This window comes from Streptomyces hyaluromycini (genome assembly GCF_002217755.1).
Lineage (GTDB): Bacteria > Actinomycetota > Actinomycetes > Streptomycetales > Streptomycetaceae > Streptomyces > Streptomyces hyaluromycini.
Window position 1 is genome coordinate 277,123 of the sequence record NZ_BCFL01000020.1, and the last position, 18,851, is coordinate 295,973.

Annotated in this window: 14 protein-coding genes; 11 read left to right on the forward strand and 3 right to left on the reverse strand. The window is 71.6% G+C overall.

The annotated features are described in order from the left end of the window. The first annotated feature begins 45 nt into the window (after positions 1-45). The gene (locus SSP29_RS23065) at positions 46-837 is read left to right on the forward strand and encodes an RNA polymerase sigma factor SigF (RefSeq protein ID WP_174855996.1); all 792 of its coding nucleotides are present in this window, start codon (positions 46-48) and stop codon (positions 835-837) included. A gap of 158 nt (positions 838-995) precedes the next feature. Further along, entirely contained in the window at positions 996-1,811 is an 816-nt protein-coding gene (locus SSP29_RS23070) for a VOC family protein (protein WP_089102648.1), read from the forward strand. 157 nt (positions 1,812-1,968) lie between these two features. Here the strand turns inward: SSP29_RS23070 and glgX are convergent, their stop codons facing one another. Both glgX and SSP29_RS56145 read right to left on the reverse strand, forming a co-directional pair. After that, positions 1,969-4,077, reverse strand: a complete 2,109-nt coding sequence (glgX, locus tag SSP29_RS23075; protein WP_167449986.1) for a glycogen debranching protein GlgX — start codon at positions 4,075-4,077, stop codon at positions 1,969-1,971. A gap of 23 nt (positions 4,078-4,100) precedes the next feature. Further along, the gene (locus SSP29_RS56145) at positions 4,101-4,604 is read right to left on the reverse strand and encodes a pep a2 (protein ID WP_089102650.1); all 504 of its coding nucleotides are present in this window, start codon (positions 4,602-4,604) and stop codon (positions 4,101-4,103) included. A gap of 306 nt (positions 4,605-4,910) precedes the next feature. Here SSP29_RS56145 and SSP29_RS23085 point away from each other — a divergent pair, with 306 nt between their 5' ends. The 8 genes from SSP29_RS23085 (at position 4,911) to SSP29_RS23120 (ending at position 16,373) form a co-directional block, all read left to right on the forward strand. Further along, positions 4,911-5,204, forward strand: coding sequence for a DUF5133 domain-containing protein (locus SSP29_RS23085; RefSeq protein ID WP_089102651.1), 294 nt, complete (start codon positions 4,911-4,913; stop codon positions 5,202-5,204). Between the two features lie 102 nt (positions 5,205-5,306). Further along, positions 5,307-7,292 carry an alpha-1,4-glucan--maltose-1-phosphate maltosyltransferase gene (locus tag SSP29_RS23090; RefSeq protein WP_089102652.1) on the forward strand — a complete coding sequence of 662 codons (1,986 nt, stop codon included), beginning with the start codon at positions 5,307-5,309 and terminating at the stop codon, positions 7,290-7,292. After that, positions 7,289-9,007 (forward strand): maltose alpha-D-glucosyltransferase, encoded by a 1,719-nt coding sequence (gene treS, locus SSP29_RS23095; protein WP_089102653.1) that lies wholly within the window; start codon positions 7,289-7,291, stop codon positions 9,005-9,007. Before SSP29_RS23090 ends, treS begins: the two co-directional genes overlap by 4 nt. Positions 9,008-9,038: 31 nt before the next feature. Beyond that, on the forward strand, positions 9,039-10,394 hold the full coding sequence (locus SSP29_RS23100; protein ID WP_089102654.1) for a maltokinase N-terminal cap-like domain-containing protein: 1,356 nt from the start codon (positions 9,039-9,041) through the stop codon (positions 10,392-10,394). A gap of 8 nt (positions 10,395-10,402) precedes the next feature. Beyond that, positions 10,403-12,607, forward strand: coding sequence for a 1,4-alpha-glucan branching enzyme (glgB, locus tag SSP29_RS23105; protein WP_089102655.1), 2,205 nt, complete (start codon positions 10,403-10,405; stop codon positions 12,605-12,607). A gap of 105 nt (positions 12,608-12,712) precedes the next feature. Further along, entirely contained in the window at positions 12,713-13,801 is a 1,089-nt protein-coding gene (locus SSP29_RS23110; RefSeq protein ID WP_089102909.1) for a glutamate--cysteine ligase 2, read from the forward strand. Positions 13,802-13,942: 141 nt separating this feature from the next. Next, positions 13,943-15,844 (forward strand): AMP-dependent synthetase/ligase, encoded by a 1,902-nt coding sequence (locus tag SSP29_RS23115; protein WP_089102656.1) that lies wholly within the window; start codon positions 13,943-13,945, stop codon positions 15,842-15,844. Positions 15,845-15,938: 94 nt separating this feature from the next. Next, positions 15,939-16,373 (forward strand): ATP-binding protein, encoded by a 435-nt coding sequence (locus SSP29_RS23120; RefSeq protein ID WP_089102657.1) that lies wholly within the window; start codon positions 15,939-15,941, stop codon positions 16,371-16,373. 27 nt (positions 16,374-16,400) lie between these two features. Here the strand turns inward: SSP29_RS23120 and SSP29_RS23125 are convergent, their stop codons facing one another. Then, positions 16,401-17,210 (reverse strand): methyltransferase domain-containing protein, encoded by an 810-nt coding sequence (locus SSP29_RS23125; RefSeq protein WP_089102658.1) that lies wholly within the window; start codon positions 17,208-17,210, stop codon positions 16,401-16,403. Positions 17,211-17,467: 257 nt separating this feature from the next. Here SSP29_RS23125 and SSP29_RS23130 point away from each other — a divergent pair, with 257 nt between their 5' ends. Continuing rightward, positions 17,468-18,844 carry an NAD(P)/FAD-dependent oxidoreductase gene (locus tag SSP29_RS23130; RefSeq protein ID WP_089102659.1) on the forward strand — a complete coding sequence of 459 codons (1,377 nt, stop codon included), beginning with the start codon at positions 17,468-17,470 and terminating at the stop codon, positions 18,842-18,844. The last annotated feature ends 7 nt before the right edge of the window (positions 18,845-18,851 follow it).

An 18,851-nucleotide genomic window follows, 5' to 3' on the forward strand; every position in this document is an offset into this window, starting at 1 on the left:
GGCATTAGGGGCATGCGCAGTTCAGTGCCGAGGGAGGTGCGTGCGATGCGTACCACCTGCAAACCCAAGACCCACCCGCACGACGACGCCCCGGACACGGCCCAGGACTTCGTCCGGCTGGCCGAGCTGCCCGAGGGGCCGCAGCGCCGGGCGCTCAGGGACGAGCTGGTCGAGCTGTGGCTGCCCATGGCCGAGCGGATCGCCGTGCGGTTCCGCGGTCGCGGGGAGACCGCGGAGGATCTCTACCAGGTCGCCGCGCTGGGGCTGGTGAAGGCGGTCGACCACTACGACCCGGCGCGCGGCCGGGCCTTCGAGGCGTACGCCGTGCCGACGATCACCGGCGAGATCAAACGCCACTTCCGCGACCACATGTGGACCCTGCACGTGCCGCGCCGGGTCCAGGAGCTGCGCAACCGGGTCCGGGGCGCCCTCAAGGAGCTGGGCCAGACGGCCCCGGGGCACCCGCCCACGGTCGCCGAGATCGCCGCACGGGCCCAGCTCACCGAGAGCGAGGTGCGGGCCGGGATGGAGGCCCTGGAGTGCTATTCGGCGCTGTCGCTGGACGCCGAGGTCCTCGGCGGCGACGGCTGTGCGCTCGGCGACACCCTGGGCGCCCCGGACCCCGGCTACGACCTGATCGTCGACCGCACCGCCGCGGAACCGTGCCTGCAGGGGCTGCCCGAGCGCGACCGGCTCATCCTCTATCTGCGGTTCTTCCGCGGTATGACGCAGAGCCGGATCGCCGAGCAGCTGGGTATCTCGCAGATGCATGTGTCCCGCCTGCTCAGCGCCTGCTTCGACCGGCTGCGCGAGGACCTGCTGGCCGAGGCCGGCTGAGACGCACCCGACGGGCGCCGCGTCCCGCGCCCGGATCGGCTGGTCGGCCTCTTCCCGCCGCGCCACCGGGGTACTCGGCAGGCGTTCCTGCCTCTTCCGGTTGGAGACTGGTGGCAGACCGGTCCCCCTGCCGGCCCCGACACCAGGACGCGAGTGCCATGAACGACGACACGCCTCCCCCCCGCCCCGTGCAGAAGAAGCGATCGGTGATCTCGACGCACTCGGTCTTCGGTGCCCCGTGCTGGGTGAGCCTGACCAGCCGCGACCTGCAGACGACCGAGGACTTCTACAGTGCCGTGCTGGGCTGGCGATGGCGCAGTGTCAGGCTCGGCGACCACTTCCGGATCGCGCTGGCGGACGGGGTGCCGGTGGCGGGCATCGCCGCGGTCGCCTCGATGTGGCAGATGGCGGTGGCCTGGACGCCGTACTTCGCGGTGCCCGACGCGGACGAGGCGGTGGCCCGCGCCCGGGAGCGCGGCGGCACCCCCGCGGTGGGGCCGTTGTCCTTCCCGCCCGGCAGGGCGGCGTTGATCGCCGACCGGGACGGCGCCGTCTTCGGCATCTGGGAGGGGGAGCTGGTCTCCAACTGGGAGACCTGGCGGCGGGCCGCCCCGACCTTCATCCGCCTGCACACCCGCAACGCCTTCGACTCGGCGATCTTCTACGGCGAGGTCCTCGGCTGGGCCTCCGGCAAGCCGGGCTGCTGCGAGGTCGAGTACGAGGGCGGCGAGGTCGTGCTGCGCAGCCGCGGCGATGCCGTGGCCCGCATCGACTCGGGGGCGGTGGAGACGGCCCCCGATCCGTCGGTACGGCCGCACTGGCAGATCCACTTCGCGGTCAGCGACGTGGCGGCGTGCGCCCGGATCGCCGAGAAACACGGCGGCAGCGTGCTGAGCGAGGAGGAGACCGAGGCGATCCTCCGGGATCCGGACGGAGCACAGTTCACGGTGACGACGGCCCGCGGCGCGCGCTGAGCCGATGCCGTGCCGGGTTCGCCCTGGTGGTCGGGTGCGGGTGCGTCGTGGCTGGTCGCGCAGTTCCCCGCGCCCCTTTCAGGGGCGTCAGGCGTAGCGCCCCTTCAGGAGCGCGGGGAACTGCGCGAGCAACCCCCACGCACCCGCAGCCGTGGCACTACCTCGACGGCCGCGACAGCACGACCAGACTCCGTGCCTCCACCCGGAGCCTCGTGCCCGCCTTGCGTTCGCGTTCGTCCGGCACCCCCTCCGGGTCGGCCGTGTCGATGAGAGTCGTCCAGTGCTCGCCGTAGGACTCGTCGGGCAGCCGGAAGTCGACCGGCTCCCAGTAGCCGTTGAGGAGCAGCAGGAACGAGTCGTCGACCAGGCGCCGCCCGTAGGGGTCCCGTTCGGCGATGGCGTCGCCGTTGAGGAAGACGCCGACCGAGTGCGCGTCGGCGCGCTGCCAGTCCCGGTCGGTCATCTCGCGGGCGTCGGGCAGCAGCCACACCAGGTCCGACAGCGGCTGCCTGGGGTGCATGGCGGTCTCGCCCCGGAAGAAGCGCCGCCGGCGCAGCACGGGGTGGGCGGCGCGCAGCCCGATGACGTACCGGGTGAAGTCGGTGAGGGCCTGCTGCTCGTCGGTCAGCTCCCAGTCGATCCAGGAGACCTCGTTGTCCTGGCAGTAGGCGTTGTTGTTGCCGCCCTGGGTGCGGCCGAGTTCGTCGCCGTGGCTGAGCATGGGGATGCCCTGGGACAGCAGCAGGGTGGCGAGGAGGTTGCGCTGCTGGCGGGACCGCAGTTCGAGCACGGCCGGGTCGGTGGTCTCGCCCTCGGCACCGCAGTTCCAGGACCGGTTGTGGCTCTCGCCGTCGCGGTTGCCCTCGCCGTTGGCCTGGTTGTGCTTGTCGTTGTACGACACCAGGTCGCGCAGCGTGAAACCGTCGTGCGCGGTGACGAAGTTGACGCTCGCCCGCGGCCGCCGCCTGCTGTGCTGGTACAGGTCGGAGGAGCCGGTGAGCCGGGAGGCGAACTCGCCCAGCGAGCCCGGTTCGGCCCGCCAGAAGTCCCGCACGGCGTCCCGGTACTTGCCGTTCCACTCCGACCACAGCTGCGGGAAGTTGCCGACCTGGTAGCCGCCCTCCCCCACGTCCCAGGGTTCGGCGATGAGCTTGACCCTGCTGATCACCGGGTCCTGCTGGATCAGGTCGAAGAACGCCGAAAGGCGGTCCACCTCGTGGAACTGGCGCGCCAGGGTGGCCGCGAGGTCGAAGCGGAAGCCGTCGACGTGCATCTCGGTCACCCAGTACCGCAGCGAGTCCATGATCAGCTGGAGCACGTAGGGGTGCCGCATCAGCAGGCTGTTCCCGGTGCCGGTGGTGTCGTAGTAGTGCGCCCAGTCGCCGTCCACGAGCCGGTAGTAGGAGGCGTTGTCGATGCCCCGGAAGGACAGCGTGGGGCCCATCTCGTTGCCCTCGGCGGTGTGGTTGTAGACCACGTCGAGGATCACTTCGAGCCCTGCCGCGTGCAGCGCCTTCACCATCGCCTTGAACTCGTTGACCTGCTGGCCCCGGCTGCCGAAGGCGCTGTAGGCGTTGTGCGGGGCGAAGTAGCCGATGGTGTTGTAGCCCCAGTAGTTGGACAGGCCGCGGTCCTGGAGCACTCCGTCCTGCACGAACTGGTGCACCGGCATCAGCTCGACCGCCGTGACGCCGAGCGAGGTCAGGTGGTCGAGGACCGCCGGGTGCGCGAGCCCGGCGTAACTGCCCCGGAGCCGTTCGGGTACCTCCGGATGGGTGAGGGTCAGGCCGCGGACATGGGCCTCGTAGATCACCGAGTCGGAGTACGGCCGCCGGGGCGGGCGGTCGTCGCCCCAGTCGAAGTAGGGGTCGGTGACCACGCCGAGCATGGAGTGCCCGGCGCTGTCGGCCGGGGACGGCCCGCCGGGGGTGCATTCGTAGAGGGAGGCGTGGTTGTCGATCTGGCCGTCTATCGCCCGGGCGTACGGGTCCAGGAGCAGCTTCGCCGGATTGCACCAGTGGCCCAGGTCGGGGTTCCAGGGGCCGGTCACCCGGTATCCGTAGCGCTGTCCTGGTCCGACGCCGGGCAGGTAGGCGTGCCAGACGAAGCCGTCGACCTCGGTCATCGGCACCGTCGTCTGCGTGGCGGCGTCGTTGACCAGGACCAGCTCGACCCGCTCGGCGACCTCGCTGAACAGGGCGAAGTTGGTGCCCTGCCCGTCGAAGGAGGCCCCCAACGGGTAGGGGTGCCCGCTCCACACGGGCACCCCTTTCCGGGACTTCCTCGCCGTCACCGGGCGCCTTCCAGGACGCCGTCGGCGGATGCGGCCAACTGGGCGACCGGCAGGTCGCGCGGCACCTGGAGGACCTGGCGGAGCCGGGGCGCCGGCCCGGTCCTGACCAGCGGGACGCGCTCGCCGGAGCGGGCCCGCTGCGAGAACCAGATGATCTTGCTGCCGGTCTCCGGGGCACAGCAGCCCCAGCCGTCGCTGGTCGCGGCGAGGTGCGCCAGGCACCCGCGCAGATCCTGGTCGGGGCGGAGATCCCGGTCGTCGTCACCGATGGCGGTGATGAGGTGCTGCCCGTTCCACCACATCTCGATGGACGTGCGCTTGTCCGTCGCGTGCTGGTCGATGGCGGTCAGCAGCAGTTCGGCACCGCGGCAGACGGGGTCCACGAGGTTGTCGAGATCCCAGTAACGCAGATGGGCGGCCAGTATGCGGCTGACCTGTCCCACCCGTTCCGGGCTGACCTCCACGTCGAGGTGGTAGTAGCAGGGCACTGCGGTCTTCATTGTCGCTAGCTCCTCACCCGCGAAGCTCTCGCTCCCCCTCACCCGTCCGGAAATCCGTTCCGGACGCGCAGCGTGAGCGCCGATCGCTCCTGAGTCACCTTCACTGTGCGGGCGCTACGCCATTCGTGCAACACGAGAGACTCCCGAGGTGGTTGAAGTTCCAACAAGACGCTCGGTCATCGTGCGTGCACCATGAGTGAAAGCCTCGATTCGCCGTAACGGCTCCGTGCCTCTCCGTGCCCGGACGCTCCCCCGATCCTCGGGGACACGTGCCCATTCGAGAGCGTGGGAAGGAAAGACACGGCCATGCTGCTACCCGCGAAGGCCGAGGTGGCCCGGCAGCTGCGGCGCTACCGGGCGTGGGAGCGCGTCATGCTCGCCTCGCCGCAGGACCGCGAGGTGCGGTCCACCTTCGAGGACTCGGGCTACACGCTGTGCGTGCTGATGGGCAAGCGCTGCGCCCGGGAGGCGGTGGAGGCGGCCGAGCGCTATCTGCGCACCAGCCTCGTGACCTATGTGCGGGACCAGGGTGGGCGGGCCCGGCTGGGCGGGACGGTCCGGCAGGGGCCGCCGACGGACCGGCGTTCCGCGAGGCAGTGATCCCGCAGACGGACCCCGCGGGAAGACACCGGTCTTCCGGCGCACTACGGACCGCGGAGCCGGGCCCCGGGCCCGGCTCCGCGCACGGCGGAGGTGAGACCCATGAAGGCGACCGAGCCCATCGGCCGCGTTCCGGTGCGTGACGTCCGGCCCGCCGTGGAGTGCGGCGGGCGTCCGGTGAAGGCGGTCCCCGGCGAGACCTTCCAGGTCACCGCCACCGTCTTCCGCGAGGGCCATGACGCCGTCGGCGCCAATGTGGTGCTGTGCGACCCCGAGGGCCGGCCCGGCCCCTGGACCCCGATGCGGGAGCTGGTCTCCGGCACCGACCGCTGGGGCGCCGAGGTCACCCCGGACGCGACGGGCCGCTGGACGTATCACGTGGAGTCCTGGAGCGCCCCGCTCGCCACCTGGCGGCAGCACGCCCGGGTGAAGATCCCGGCGGGCATCGACACCGGCCTGGTCCTGGAGGAGGGCGCCGGACTGTACGAGCGGGCGGCCGCCGGCGTCCCCGAGGGACGTGAACGCGAGCGGATCCTCGCGGCGGCCCGTGCCCTGGGCGACGACTCCCTCCCGCTGCACGCGCGGCTGGCGAACGCCCTCGCTCCCGAGGTGGACGAGGTCCTGGCGCGGTATCCGCTGCGGGAGCTGGTGACCGTCTCCGAGCCGTTGCCGCTGCTCGTGGAGCGTGAACGGGCCCTGTACGGCTCCTGGTACGAGTTCTTCCCCCGCTCCGAGGGGACACCGCAGCGGCCGCACGGCACGTTCCGGACAGCGGCCCGACGCCTGCCGAAGATCGCGGAGATGGGCTTCGACGTCGTCTACCTCCCCCCGATCCACCCCATCGGCACCACCTTCCGCAAGGGCCGCAACAACACCCTCGACCCGGGACCGGAGGACGTCGGTGTGCCGTGGGCGATCGGCTCGCCCGAGGGCGGGCACGACGCCGTCCATCCGGACCTGGGGACCCTGGAGGACTTCCAGTGGTTCGTCGCGGAGGCCGGCCGGCACGGCCTGGAGATCGCCCTGGACTTCGCGCTGCAGTGCTCGCCGGACCACCCCTGGGTGGAGAAGCACCCCGAGTGGTTCCACCACCGCCCGGACGGCACCATCGCCTACGCCGAGAACCCGCCCAAGAAGTACCAGGACATCTACCCCATCGCCTTCGACGCCGACATGCCCGGGCTGATCGCCGAGACCGTGCGGGTGCTGCGGCACTGGATGGACTGCGGGGTGCGGATCTTCCGCGTCGACAACCCCCACACCAAACCGGTGGTGTTCTGGGAGCGGGTGATCGCCGAGATCAACGCGGCCGACCCCGACGTGATCTTCCTCGCCGAGGCCTTCACCCGGCCCGCGATGATGCGCACCCTGGCCCAGACCGGCTTCCAGCAGTCCTACACCTACTTCACCTGGCGCAACACCAAGCAGGAACTCACCGAGTACCTCACCGAGCTGTCCGGCGAGTCCGCGGCCTGGATGCGGCCGAACTTCTTCGCCAACACCCCGGACATCCTGCACGCCTACCTCCAGCACGGCCACCGCCCCGCCTTCGAGGCCCGCGCCGTGCTCGCCGCCACCCTCTCCCCCACCTGGGGCATCTACAGCGGCTACGAACTCTGCGAGAACACCCCCCTGAAGGAAGGCAGCGAGGAGTACCTCGACTCCGAGAAGTACCAACTCAGGCCACGCGACTGGGCACGCGCCGACACCGACGGCATCGCCCCCCTCATCACCCGCCTCAACACCGTCCGGCGCCGCCATCCCGCGCTCCGGCACCTGCGCAACCTGAGCTTTCACCACACGGACAACGACTCCGTCATCGCCTACAGCAAGCGCACCGGGCCGGACACGGTTCTGGTGGTCGTCAGCCTCGATCCGCACCACACCCAGGAGGCCACGGTCTCGTTGGACATGCCGCAACTCGGCCTGGACTGGAACGCCGTCCTGTCCGTGCAGGACGAACTGACGGGTGAGACCTACTCATGGGGCAGGACCAACTTCGTGCGCCTCGTCCCCGGCCGGACGCCGGCACACGTGCTCCAGGTAGGGCGGCCGACACCAGCGAACGGAGGGCCCAGCGCGTCATGACTGTCAACGAACCCGTCCCGGACACCTTCGAGGACACCCCCGCCAAGGACCGGGATCCGGACTGGTTCAAACGCGCCGTCTTCTACGAGGTCCTGGTCCGCTCCTTCCAGGACAGCAACGGCGACGGCATCGGCGACCTCAAGGGCCTGACCGCGAAACTCGACTATCTGCAGTGGCTCGGCGTCGACTGCCTCTGGCTGCCGCCCTTCTTCAAGTCCCCGCTGCGGGACGGCGGTTACGACGTCTCCGACTACACCGCCGTACTCCCCGAGTTCGGTGACCTCGCCGACTTCGTGGAGTTCGTCGACGCCGCCCACCAGCGCGGCATGCGCGTCATCATCGACTTCGTCGTCAACCACACCAGCGACCAGCACCCGTGGTTCCAGGAGTCCCGGAAGAACCCGGACGGGCCGTACGGGGACTTCTACATGTGGGCGGACGACGACAAGCAGTACCAGGGCGCGCGGATCATCTTCGTCGACACGGAGGTCTCCAACTGGACCTTCGATCCGGTGCGCGGCCAGTACTACTTCCACCGGTTCTTCTCGCACCAGCCCGATCTCAACTACGAGAACCCGGCGGTGCAGGAAGAGGTGCTGGCGGCGCTCCGGTTCTGGCTGGACCTGGGCATCGACGGCTTCCGGCTGGACGCGGTGCCCTATCTGTACGCGCAGGAGGGCACCAACTGCGAGAACCTGCCGCCCACCCACGAGTTCCTCAGGCGGGTCCGCCGCGAGATCGACGCCATGTTCCCGGACACCGTGCTGCTGGCCGAGGCGAACCAGTGGCCGGAGGACGTCGTCGACTACTTCGGCGACTACCGCAGCGGCGGGGACGAGTGCCACATGGCGTTCCATTTCCCGGTGATGCCGCGGATCTTCATGGCCGTGCGCCGGGAGTCCCGCTACCCCGTCTCGGAGATCCTCGCCAAGACCCCCGCCATCCCCTCCGGCTGCCAGTGGGGCATCTTCCTGCGCAACCACGACGAGCTGACCCTCGAAATGGTCACCGACGAGGAACGCGACTACATGTGGGCCGAATACGCCAAAGACCCGCGTATGCGCGCCAACATCGGCATCAGGCGGCGGCTCGCCCCCCTCCTCGACAACGACCGCAACCAGATCGAGCTCTTCACCGCGCTCCTGCTGTCCCTGCCCGGCTCGCCGATCCTCTACTACGGCGACGAGATCGGCATGGGCGACAACATCTGGCTCGGCGACCGCGACGCCGTGCGCACCCCCATGCAGTGGACCCCCGACCGCAACGCCGGCTTCTCCTCCTGCGACCCCGGACGGCTCTACCTGCCGACCATCATGGACCCCGTCTACGGCTACCAGGTCACCAACGTCGAGGCCTCCATGTCCTCGCCGTCCTCCCTGCTGCACTGGACCCGCCGGATGATCGAGATCCGCAAGCAGAATCCTGCCTTCGGACTGGGGTCCTACACCGAGCTGCAGTCGTCGAACCCGGCGGTGATCGCGTTCCTGCGGGAGTACGAGGACGACCTCGTCCTCTGTGTGCACAACTTCTCCCGGTTCGCCCAGCCCACCGAACTCGATCTGCGGGCCTACGACGGCCGGCACCCGGTCGAGCTGATCGGCGGGGTGCGCTTCCCCGCCATCGGTGAACTGCCGTATCTGCTCACCCTCGCGGGGCACGGCTTCTACTGGTTCCGGCTCTCCCGAGTCGCCTCCCGCACCGGCCGTCGGCGCTGAGCGTGCGGAGCCGAGGAAAGGACGCGTCACCATGACGAAGACCGTTGACCTGCCCCGGGGCACGACGGCCGGCCTCGACCGGCCGCTGGTCTCGCTGGGCGGGCTGCTGCGCGACTGGCTGCCCCGGCAGCGCTGGTTCGCGGGCAAGGACCGGCCCGTCACGGAGCTGTCCGTGCTGTCCGTGACCGAACTCTTCCCCGGCTGCCTGCACCTGCTGGTCCACGCCGACCACTCCCCCGGCGGGGGTGCCGCCCCGTCCGGTGACTGCTACCAGCTCCTGCTCGGCGTCCGCGAACACCGCGCGCCCAGGCTGGAGCGGGCCTACATAGGCCGGGCCGAGGACGGCCCGCTGGCCGGGCTCACGGTCTACGACGCCCTGCACGACCCGCGCGCCGCCGAACTGCTCCTGGAGCGGCTGCGGATACCCGGCACGGCCGGCCCGCTGCGCTTCGAGACCGCCCCGGACGCCCGGATACCCGGCGGACTCGCGCCGCGGCTGCTGGACGCCGAGCAGTCCAACTCGTCGCTGGTGTACGGCGACTCCTACATCCTGAAGGTGTTCCGGCGGATCCAGCCCGGCATCAACCCGGACCTGGAGGTGCCCGGCGCACTGGCCGCACAGGGCTGCGCCCGGGTGCCGGCGCCGGTGGCCTGGTTCCGCACCACCGAACCGAGCCCGGCGACGCTCGGGGTACTGCAGCCCTTCCTGCCCGGCGCGGCCGACGGCTGGACCCTCGCCCTGCGCGCGCTCGCGGCCGGGGACGACTTCACCACCGAGGCACGGGAGCTGGGCCGGGCCACCGCGGAGGTGCATCTCGCGCTCGCCGCCGCCTTCCCGTCCGCCGTCCACGACGAACACAGCCGCACGGCGGAGGCGATGTCGGCGCGGCTGGACGCGGCCGCGCACGCGGTGCCTGCACTGCGGCCGTTCGTACCGGGGCTGCGCGGCGCCTTCGACGCGCTCGCCACCTGCGACGCGGGACCGCTGACCCAGCGGATCCACGGCGACCTCCATCTCGGGCAGGTGCTGCGGGCGGAACACGAGTGGTTCGTCATCGACTTCGAGGGCGAGCCGTCCCGGCCGCTCGCCGAGCGGCGCAGCACCCAGTCGCCGGTGCGCGACGTCGCCGGGATGCTCCGCTCCTTCGACTACGCGGCCCGGCAGCGCCGCCCCTGGCGTCCGGAGTGGGCCCGCCGCTGCCGGGAGGCCTACTGCGCGGGTTACGCTGCGCGGGCCGGCTGGGACCCGCGCAAGAAGCACGCACTGCTGCGCGCCCACGAGACGGACCGCGCGGTGTACGAGGTGGTGTACGAGGCCCGGCACCGGCCGGCCTGGCTTCCGGTTCCGATGGCCGCGATCGAGCGGCTCGCCCGCTGGAGAGGCTGACTGACGTCATGGCACTGCGCGACTCCTCGCTCCCCGAGCCCTCCGGCCCCTCCCGTCCCACGGCCCCGCCGCTGCACGCCGCCGACCGCGGGCGCCTGCTCGCGGGCGCCCACCACGATCCGCACGCCCTGCTGGGCGCCCGCCCGGTGGACGGCGGCACCCTCTTCCGGACGCTGCGGCCGCACGCCCGCGGCGTGAGCGTGCTCGTGGACGGGGTGCGCAGCCCCCTGGCGCCGGAGGACGACGGGTTCTTCGCGTCCGTCCTGCCGTACGCCGAGGTCCCGTCGTACACCCTCCTCGTCGCGTACGAGGACGGCGAGCACGAGGTCCACGACCCGTACCGCTTTCTGCCCGCCCTCGGTGAGTTCGACCTGCATCTGATCCGGGAGGGGCGGCACGAGCAGCTGTGGAAGGCGCTCGGTGCCGAGCCGATGACCCATGACGGGGTGGCCGGCACCCGGTTCACCGTGTGGGCGCCGAACGCCCGGGGTGTGCGGGTGGCCGGGGACTTCACGTGCTGGGACGGCACGCAGTTCCCGATGCGTTCGCTGGGCGCGGCCGGGGTGTGGGAGCTGTTCCTGCCGGGGGTGGGCGAGGGCGCGCGGTACAAGTTCGAGATCACGTCCCGGCACGGCGGCCGGTTCCTCAAGGCGGACCCGATGGCCAGGCGGACGGAGGTGCCCCCCGCGACCGCGTCGATCGTGACGGTCTCGCACTACGAGTGGGACGACGCGGAGTGGATGGCGCACCGGGGTGACGTCCCGGTGCACGAGGCACCGTTCTCGGTGTACGAGGTGCACCTGCCGTCCTGGCGGCCGGGCCTGAGCTACCGCGAACTGGCCGAGGAACTCCCCGCGTACGTCGACGACCTGGGCTTCACACACGTCGAGTTCATGCCGGTCGCCGAGCACCCCTTCGGCGGCTCCTGGGGCTACCAGGTCACCGGCTTCTACGCGCCGACCTCCCGGCTCGGCACCCCCGACGACTTCAAGTACCTGGTCGACGCCCTGCACCGGGCCGGCATCGGCGTGATCATGGACTGGGTGCCGGCCCACTTCCCCAAGGACGACTGGGCGCTGGCCCGCTTCGACGGGGATCCGCTGTACGAGCCCGGGGACGAGCGGCGGGCCGAGCATCCGGACTGGGGGACCTACGAGTTCGACCTCGGCCGGGTGGAGGTGCGCAACTTCCTGGTCGCCAACGCCGTGTACTGGTGCGAGGAGTTCCACGTCGACGGGCTGCGGGTGGACGCGGTCGCCTCGATGCTCTACCTCGACTACTCGCGGGACTCCGGGCAGTGGACGCCCAACGTGTTCGGCGGGCGCGAGGACCTGGACGCGGTGGCGTTCCTGCAGGAGATGAACGCGACCGTGTACCGGCGGGCGCCCGGGGTGGTGACCATCGCCGAGGAGTCCACCGCGTGGGACGGGGTGACCCGGCCGACCGACAGCGGCGGGCTGGGCTTCGGCCTGAAGTGGAACATGGGCTGGATGCACGACTCGCTGGAGTACATCCGGCACGAACCGGTGCATCGCAAGTACCACCACCACGAGATGACCTTCTCGATGGTCTACGCGTACAGCGAGAACTACGTCCTGCCCATCTCCCACGACGAGGTCGTGCACGGCAAGCGCTCGCTCGTCTCGAAGATGCCCGGCGACTGGTGGCAGCAGCGTGCCAACCACCGCGCGTATCTGGCCTTCATGTGGGCCCACCCGGGCAAGCAACTGCTCTTCATGGGGCAGGAGTTCGCCCAGGGCGGCGAGTGGTCCCACGCCGACGGCCCGGACTGGTGGCTGCTCGACCCCGGGTACGGGGCCGAGGCCGATCACCGGGGTGTCCGGGATCTGGTCCGCGATCTCAACTCCGGGTACCGCGCGCACCCCGCGCTGTGGCAGCGGGACACCGATCCGGCGGGTTTCCAGTGGGTCCTGGGTGACGCGGCCGAGGACAACGTCTTCGCCTTCCTGAGGTTCGATGCCGAGGCCCGGCCCCTGTTGGCGGTCTCCAACCTCTCCCCCGTGGTCCGCCCCGGCTACCGCCTGGGCGTGCCCAAGGGGATGCCCGTCTGGCAGGAGATCCTCAACACCGACAGCGCTCGGTACGGCGGCGGGGACGTCGTCAGCCGGGGGCCGCTGCTCGCCGACGAGGGCGCTCTGCGGCTCACGCTGCCCCCGCTCGGCACGGTATGGCTGGAGCCTGTCGCCCCGTAGCCCGTCGAGGGCTCCGTCACGTGTTTCCACGGCCGGGTTCGGGCAGTCCGGGTGGAAAGACCCCGCCGCGTCGGTCGCGGCCCGGCCGGAGGGCGGTTCCCTGTGCTGCGTACCGTCGGAGTGGAGGAAGAACTCCTGCTGGTCCACCCGGACAGCGGGGAGCCCGTGCCCTGGTCGGCCGCCGTCGTCGACCGGGCCGCCCAGGACGATCCCGAGCAGGCCGTGTTCCAGAAGGAACTGTTCGGGCAGATGCTGGAGCTCGCCACCAGTCCGCAGCGGGACATGGCGGAGCTCGGTGCCGAGATCGCCGGCTGCCGCAAGGAGGCGGGCCGGCTGGCGGGCGAGATCGGCTGCGCGGTCGCGGCGCTCGCCACCTGCCCCCTGCCGGTCGCCCCGGCGCTCACCCGGCACGAGCGGTACCACTGGATGGCCGGGCGGTTCGGCGCCGCCATGGTGGACTGGTTCGTCTGCGGCTGCCATGTGCACGTGTCGGTGGAGTCCGACGAGGAGGGGGTCGCCGTCCTCGACCGGCTGCGGCCGTGGCTTCCGGTGCTGCGCGCGCTCAGCGCCAACTCGCCGTTCTGGCAGGGCCGGGACTCCGGTTACGCCAGCTTCCGCAGCCGGCTGTGGGCGCGCGGCCCGTCGGCGGGACCGACCGAACTGTTCGGCTCGGCCGAGCGCTACCGGCAACGGGTCGCGGACATGGTGGCCAGCGGGGTCATCCTCGACACGGGGATGGTGTACTTCGACGCCCGCCTGTCCACGCGCTACCCGACGGTGGAGATCCGGGTGGCCGACGTGTGCCTGCGGGCGGACACCACCGTCCTCGTCGCCACGCTGATCCGCGCCCTGGTGGAGACGGCCGCACGCGACTGGCGGGCCGGGCGGCCGCCGCTCGATCCCGGCGTGAGCATGCTCCGGCTGGCCTCCTGGCAGGCCGCCCGCAACGGGCTGGAGCAGGACCTCCTCGACCCGGTGACCATGCGGCCCCGGCCCGCCGCCGAGGTGGTGCGCACGCTGCTGGCGCACACCGCGGAGGCGCTCGCCGACAGCGGTGACGCCCTCGGCGTCGAGGAGGCCGTCGCACAGTTGCTGCACAGAGGCACCGGCGCCCGCGAGCAGCGGTCGTTCCTGGAGCGCACCGGGAGCCTGCGGGACGTCGTCGTGGAGTGTGTGCGCCGCACCCAGGGCTGAACTCCGGGGCTGAGCTTTGTCATCAGGTGGAAACGAGTTGACCGTTCCCGACACGGGCCGCACTCCCCTGGGCTAGATTCGACCCTCGTCGACAACAGTACCGATCGGGAGGGTCACCCTCCGTACTTCCAGGAGCAGTGCATGCGCGACTACGCCCTCGCTCCGACGACCGCTTCGACCCTGGCCGGCGGGCTCGCCGACAGCGTCTTCGAGACGGCGGACCGGAACCCCACACTGCCGGTGCTGGCGCGCCGGACCGAGGCCGGCGCGGGCTGGGAGGAGGTCACCGCGGTCGAACTGCGGGACGAGGTGGTCGACCTGGCCAAGGGTCTGATCGCGTCGGGGATCTCGCCCGGGCAGCGGGTGGCCATGATGGCGCGGACGCGCTACGAGTGGACGGTGTTCGGCCTCGCGCTGTGGTCGGTGGGGGCCGAGGTGGTGCCGATCCACCCGACGTCCGCGCGGGACCAGGTCGAGTGGATCCTGCGGGACGCCCGCTGTGTGGCCGTGGTGGTCGAGGACGACCGGGCGGTGATGACCGTCGGCACCGTGTGCGAGGGGCTGCCCGGGCTCAAGCACGTGTGGCAGCTGGACGCGGGGGTGCTGCCCGAGCTGGTGCAGAAGGGCGCGTTGGTCCCGCTGACCACGGTGGAGTCGCTGCGCCGGATCGTGATGCCGGACTCCACGGCGGCCATCACCTACACGTCGGGCACCTCGGGGCGTCCGCTGGGCTGCGCGCTGAGCCACCGCGGGCTGGCGTACCCCTGCGACACCCTGCTGGCGGGCTGGGGGCACACCGCGGCGCGCCCGGGCGAACAGGCCTCCGTCCTGGCCTTCCTGCCGTTCTCCCACGTGTACGGCCTGATGGTCATGGTGATGTGTCTGCGCGGCGGGATCCTGATGGGTCACGAGCCGGAGATGACCGAGGCCGCGCTGGCGGCGGCCCTGGCCACGTTCCGGCCGACCTATCTGTACGCGGTGCCGTCGGTGCTGGAGAAGGTGTACAAGACGTTCCTGCGCACCTCCCAGCAGCACGGCCGGGGCGCCCTGTTCGAGCGGGCCGCGGAGACCGCCCGGGACTTCGCCGCCGCCCTGGAGCGGCAGCGGCTGGGCACCGGTGCCGGACCCGCCTTCGACCTGCGGCTGCAACACGCCCTGTACGAGCGGACGGTGTACCGCAAGCTGCGGGGGGCACTCGGCGGCCGGGTGCTGCGGGCCACCTCCGGCGGCTCCTCGCTGAGCCGTGAACTCACCCTGTTCTACGAGGGCATCGGCATGTACGTCCACGACGGCTACGGCCTCACCGAGTCCAGCGGCGGGATCACCATGCAGCCGCTGGGCCGCGAGAAGTCGGGCACGGTGGGCCAGGCGCTGCCCGGCACCCAGATCCAGGTGGCCGAAGACGGCGAGATCCTGGTGCGCGGTCCGTCGGTGTTCCAGGGGTACGTCGGTGACGACTACGCGACCCGGGCCGCGTTGCGCGGCGGCTGGCTGGCCACCGGGGACATCGGGCGGCTGGACTCCGAGGGCTATCTGACCATCACGGGCCGCAAGAAGGACATCATCATCACCAGCAGCGGCAAGAGCGTGGCCCCGGCCCCGCTGGAGCAGCGGCTGCGGATGCACCCGCTGGTGCACCAGGCGGTGGTCGTCGGCGACGACCGGCCCTGCGTGGGCGCGCTGATCACCCTGGACCCGGACTTCCTCGCCCACTGGCGGGGAGCGCTCGCGCTGCCGGGCGACTCGCCGGGGCGCGAGGCGCGCGAGGAGAACGCGCTGCGCGAGGAGATCGCCCGCGCCATCGCGTCCGCCAACAGCGTGGTGTCCCGCTCCGAGTCGATCCGGGTCTACCGGGTGATCCAGGAACCGTTCGCCCCGGGCAACGGCATGCTGACGCCGTCGATGAAGCTGCGCCGGGACGCCATCGCGCGCCACTACGCGGCCGAGATCGACGCCATGTACCAGGCCCGCTCCCAGGCGGTGCGCCGGCCGGGCCAGCCGGAGCCGGCCGACTGGGACGACTCGGACAACGTGTTCCGCTGAACGGATCACGCGTATCCGAGGCCAGGGTGGGAACTCGCCGCTCAGGGAGAGAGCAGCGCGACGGCGGCCCCTTCCCGGGGCTGGAAGTGACGAGATGGGAACCGGACCACGGCGGGACGACGGCCGATCCGTGGAGGAGCCCGACGGATGCAGGGTCTCCTTCCCGGGCCGGCTCCGCGATGTGACCGGCGCCCGGCTCGCCGCCGACGGCTACCTCGCCGGCCTCTCGCGCAGCTCGCCGCCCACCGGTCCCGACTGCTGGAACGACATCCTGCTGGTCGTGACGGAGCTGGCCGCCAACGTCGTCCAGTACGCGCCGGGCCCCTTCGAGCTGCGGATGCGCCGTACCTACGACGGCGTCCACGTCACCGTGCACGACACCAGCCGGGTCCGGCCCGAGCCGCGGCCGTTCCACCCGCACGGGGGCGGGGGCGGCATCGGCTGGCATCTGCTGCACACCCTGTGCGACCAGGTCAGCGTGGTCGTCACCGGGGACGGCAAGGATGTTCACGCCTTCCTGCCCTGGTGAAGTCCGCCCGGCCGGGGCCGGGTGCGGTCACTCCGGCCGGTGCGCGACCACCCCGAACATCGTCACCGACATGTGCACCGCCCCCTGCTCGGCGGCCTCGGCGAGGTCGGCGTACAGGGTGTCCCGCTGTTCCTCGGTGACGGCGCCGGTGCGCACGGCGGCCTCGCCGAGCATGCGGATCAGCGGCCAGGCGACCGAGCGGTGGTCCTGGAGCAGGGCCTGCGAGCCGCGGTCGTCCACCACGAATCCGGCCGCGCTCAGCTGGCCGACCAGGCGGCGCCCGGCGTAGGGGTTGGCGCCGTTGAGGGCGGCCGCGGTGAGCGCGCGCACCACCACCGGGTCGCCGGGGTGCAGGAGGGTGGTCCCCCAGTCGGTGTCCAGCAGCGCCACCCGGCCGCCGGGGCGCAGCACCCTGGCCATCTCGGCGATGGCCCGGTCGGGCTCGTGGACGTGCTGGAGGACCCGCTCGCACCACACGACGTCCATCGAGCCGTCCGGCACGGGCAGCGCCTCCGCCTCGCCCTGCAGGAAGCGGGCCCGGCTGTCGGCGGACCGCTCCTCGGCGACCGCGCGCAGACTCGGGTTGACCTCGACACCGATCGCGACGCCGTCCGGGCCGACGGCCGTGGCCAGCACCCGGGTCTGCGAGCCGGTTCCGGAGCCGACGTCGAGGAGCCGTTCCCCGGGCCGCACCGCCAGTGCCTCCTCGGCCCAGGTGCGCAGCCGCCGCACGCCCGGGTTGGCGTCCTGGGAGTCCAGGGCGGCGACCAGCGGGGTCACTCGGCCGGGGTCGACGTGCCGCTTCTGGAAGCCCGTTCCGGGCTGGGTCTGCGCCATGGCGGGCACTCTACTGGCGTACGTGATCGCCGCGGGACGGTCTTCGGCCGGACTGGTGTCCGGCGTTTATCTGTGCGACAGCCGGTTTCTCCCGGCGATCCAGGGGCATGCTGGAGCCCACGCGTTCGGCTGCCTGCGCCGCCCGGCTGGCGGAAGGGCGTCGGGCACGGTGGGATCGATGTGGTGCGAAGCAAGCGTTCCGGGGCACGCGGACGGCGTCGAGCCGGCCGGCCCGGAGCAGCGGAAAGGGATACACCGTGACACGACCCAGGATCCTGGTGGTGGGCGCAGGCTTCGCCGGAGTGGGATGCGTGCGCCGCCTGGAGCGGAAGCTCTCCCCGGACGAAGCCGACGTCACCCTGGTGTCGCCGACCTCCTACCAGCTCTATCTGCCCCTGCTGCCGCAGGTCGCCTCGGGTGTGCTGACACCCCAGTCGATCGCCGTGTCGCTGCGCCGCAGCAAGAGGTACCGCACCCGGATCATCCCGGGCGGCGCGATCGGGGTGGACCTGAAGTCCAAGGTGTGCGTCGTCCGCACGATAACCGACCAGCTCGTGAACGAGCGGTACGACTACATCGTGCTGGCCCCGGGCAGTGTCACCCGCACCTTCGACATTCCCGGCCTGACCGAGCACGCGTTCGGGATGAAGACCCTCGCCGAGGCGGCCTACATCCGCGACCACGTCATCTCCCAGCTCGATCTGGCCGATGCCAGCTCCGACCCGGCCGAACGCGCGGCGCGGCTGCAGTTCGTGGTGGTCGGCGGCGGCTACGCGGGCACCGAGACCGCGGCCTGTCTGCAGAAGCTCACGCACGCGGCGCTGCACCGCTACCCGAACCTGGACCCGAAGCTGATCAAGTGGCACCTGATCGACATCGCCCCGAAGCTGATGCCGGAACTCGGCGACAAGCTCGGCCGCAGCGCCCAGGAGGTGCTGCGCCGCCGGGGCATCGACGTCTCCCTGGGGGTGTCGATCGAGAAGGCGGGCCCGGCGGAGGTCACCTTCACCGACGGCCGCGTGGTGCCCACCCACACGCTGATCTGGACGGCCGGGGTGGTGGCCAGCCCGCTGATCGCCACCATGGGCGCGGAGACGGTCCGGGGGCGGCTCGCGGTCACCGCCGAGATGACCCTGCCGGGCCAGGACGGGGTGTTCGCGCTCGGCGACGCGGCGGCCGTGCCGGACAAGGCGAAGGACGAGGCGGGCGCGATCTGCCCGCCGACCGCGCAGCACGCCATGCGGCAGGGCAGGGCGGTCGCCGACAACGTCATCGCGACCCTGCGGGGCGAGCAGCTCCGCCCGTACGTGCACAAGGACCTGGGCCTTGTGGTGGACCTCGGCGGCAAGGACGCGGTCTCCAAGCCGCTGGGCATCGAACTGCGCGGTCTGCCCGCCCAGGTGGTGGCCCGCGGCTACCACTGGTCGGCGCTGCGCACCAACGTGGCCAAGACCCGGGTCGCGACCAACTGGCTGCTGAACGCGCTGGCCGGGGACGACTTCGTACGTACGGGCTTCCAGTCCCGCAAGCCGGCCCGGCTCAAGGACTTCGAGTACACGGACACGTATCTGACGCCGGAGCAGGTCCGGGCGCGCGCCGAGGGCCCCGAGGACCCCGGCGCATCGCCGGCGTGACGCAGAG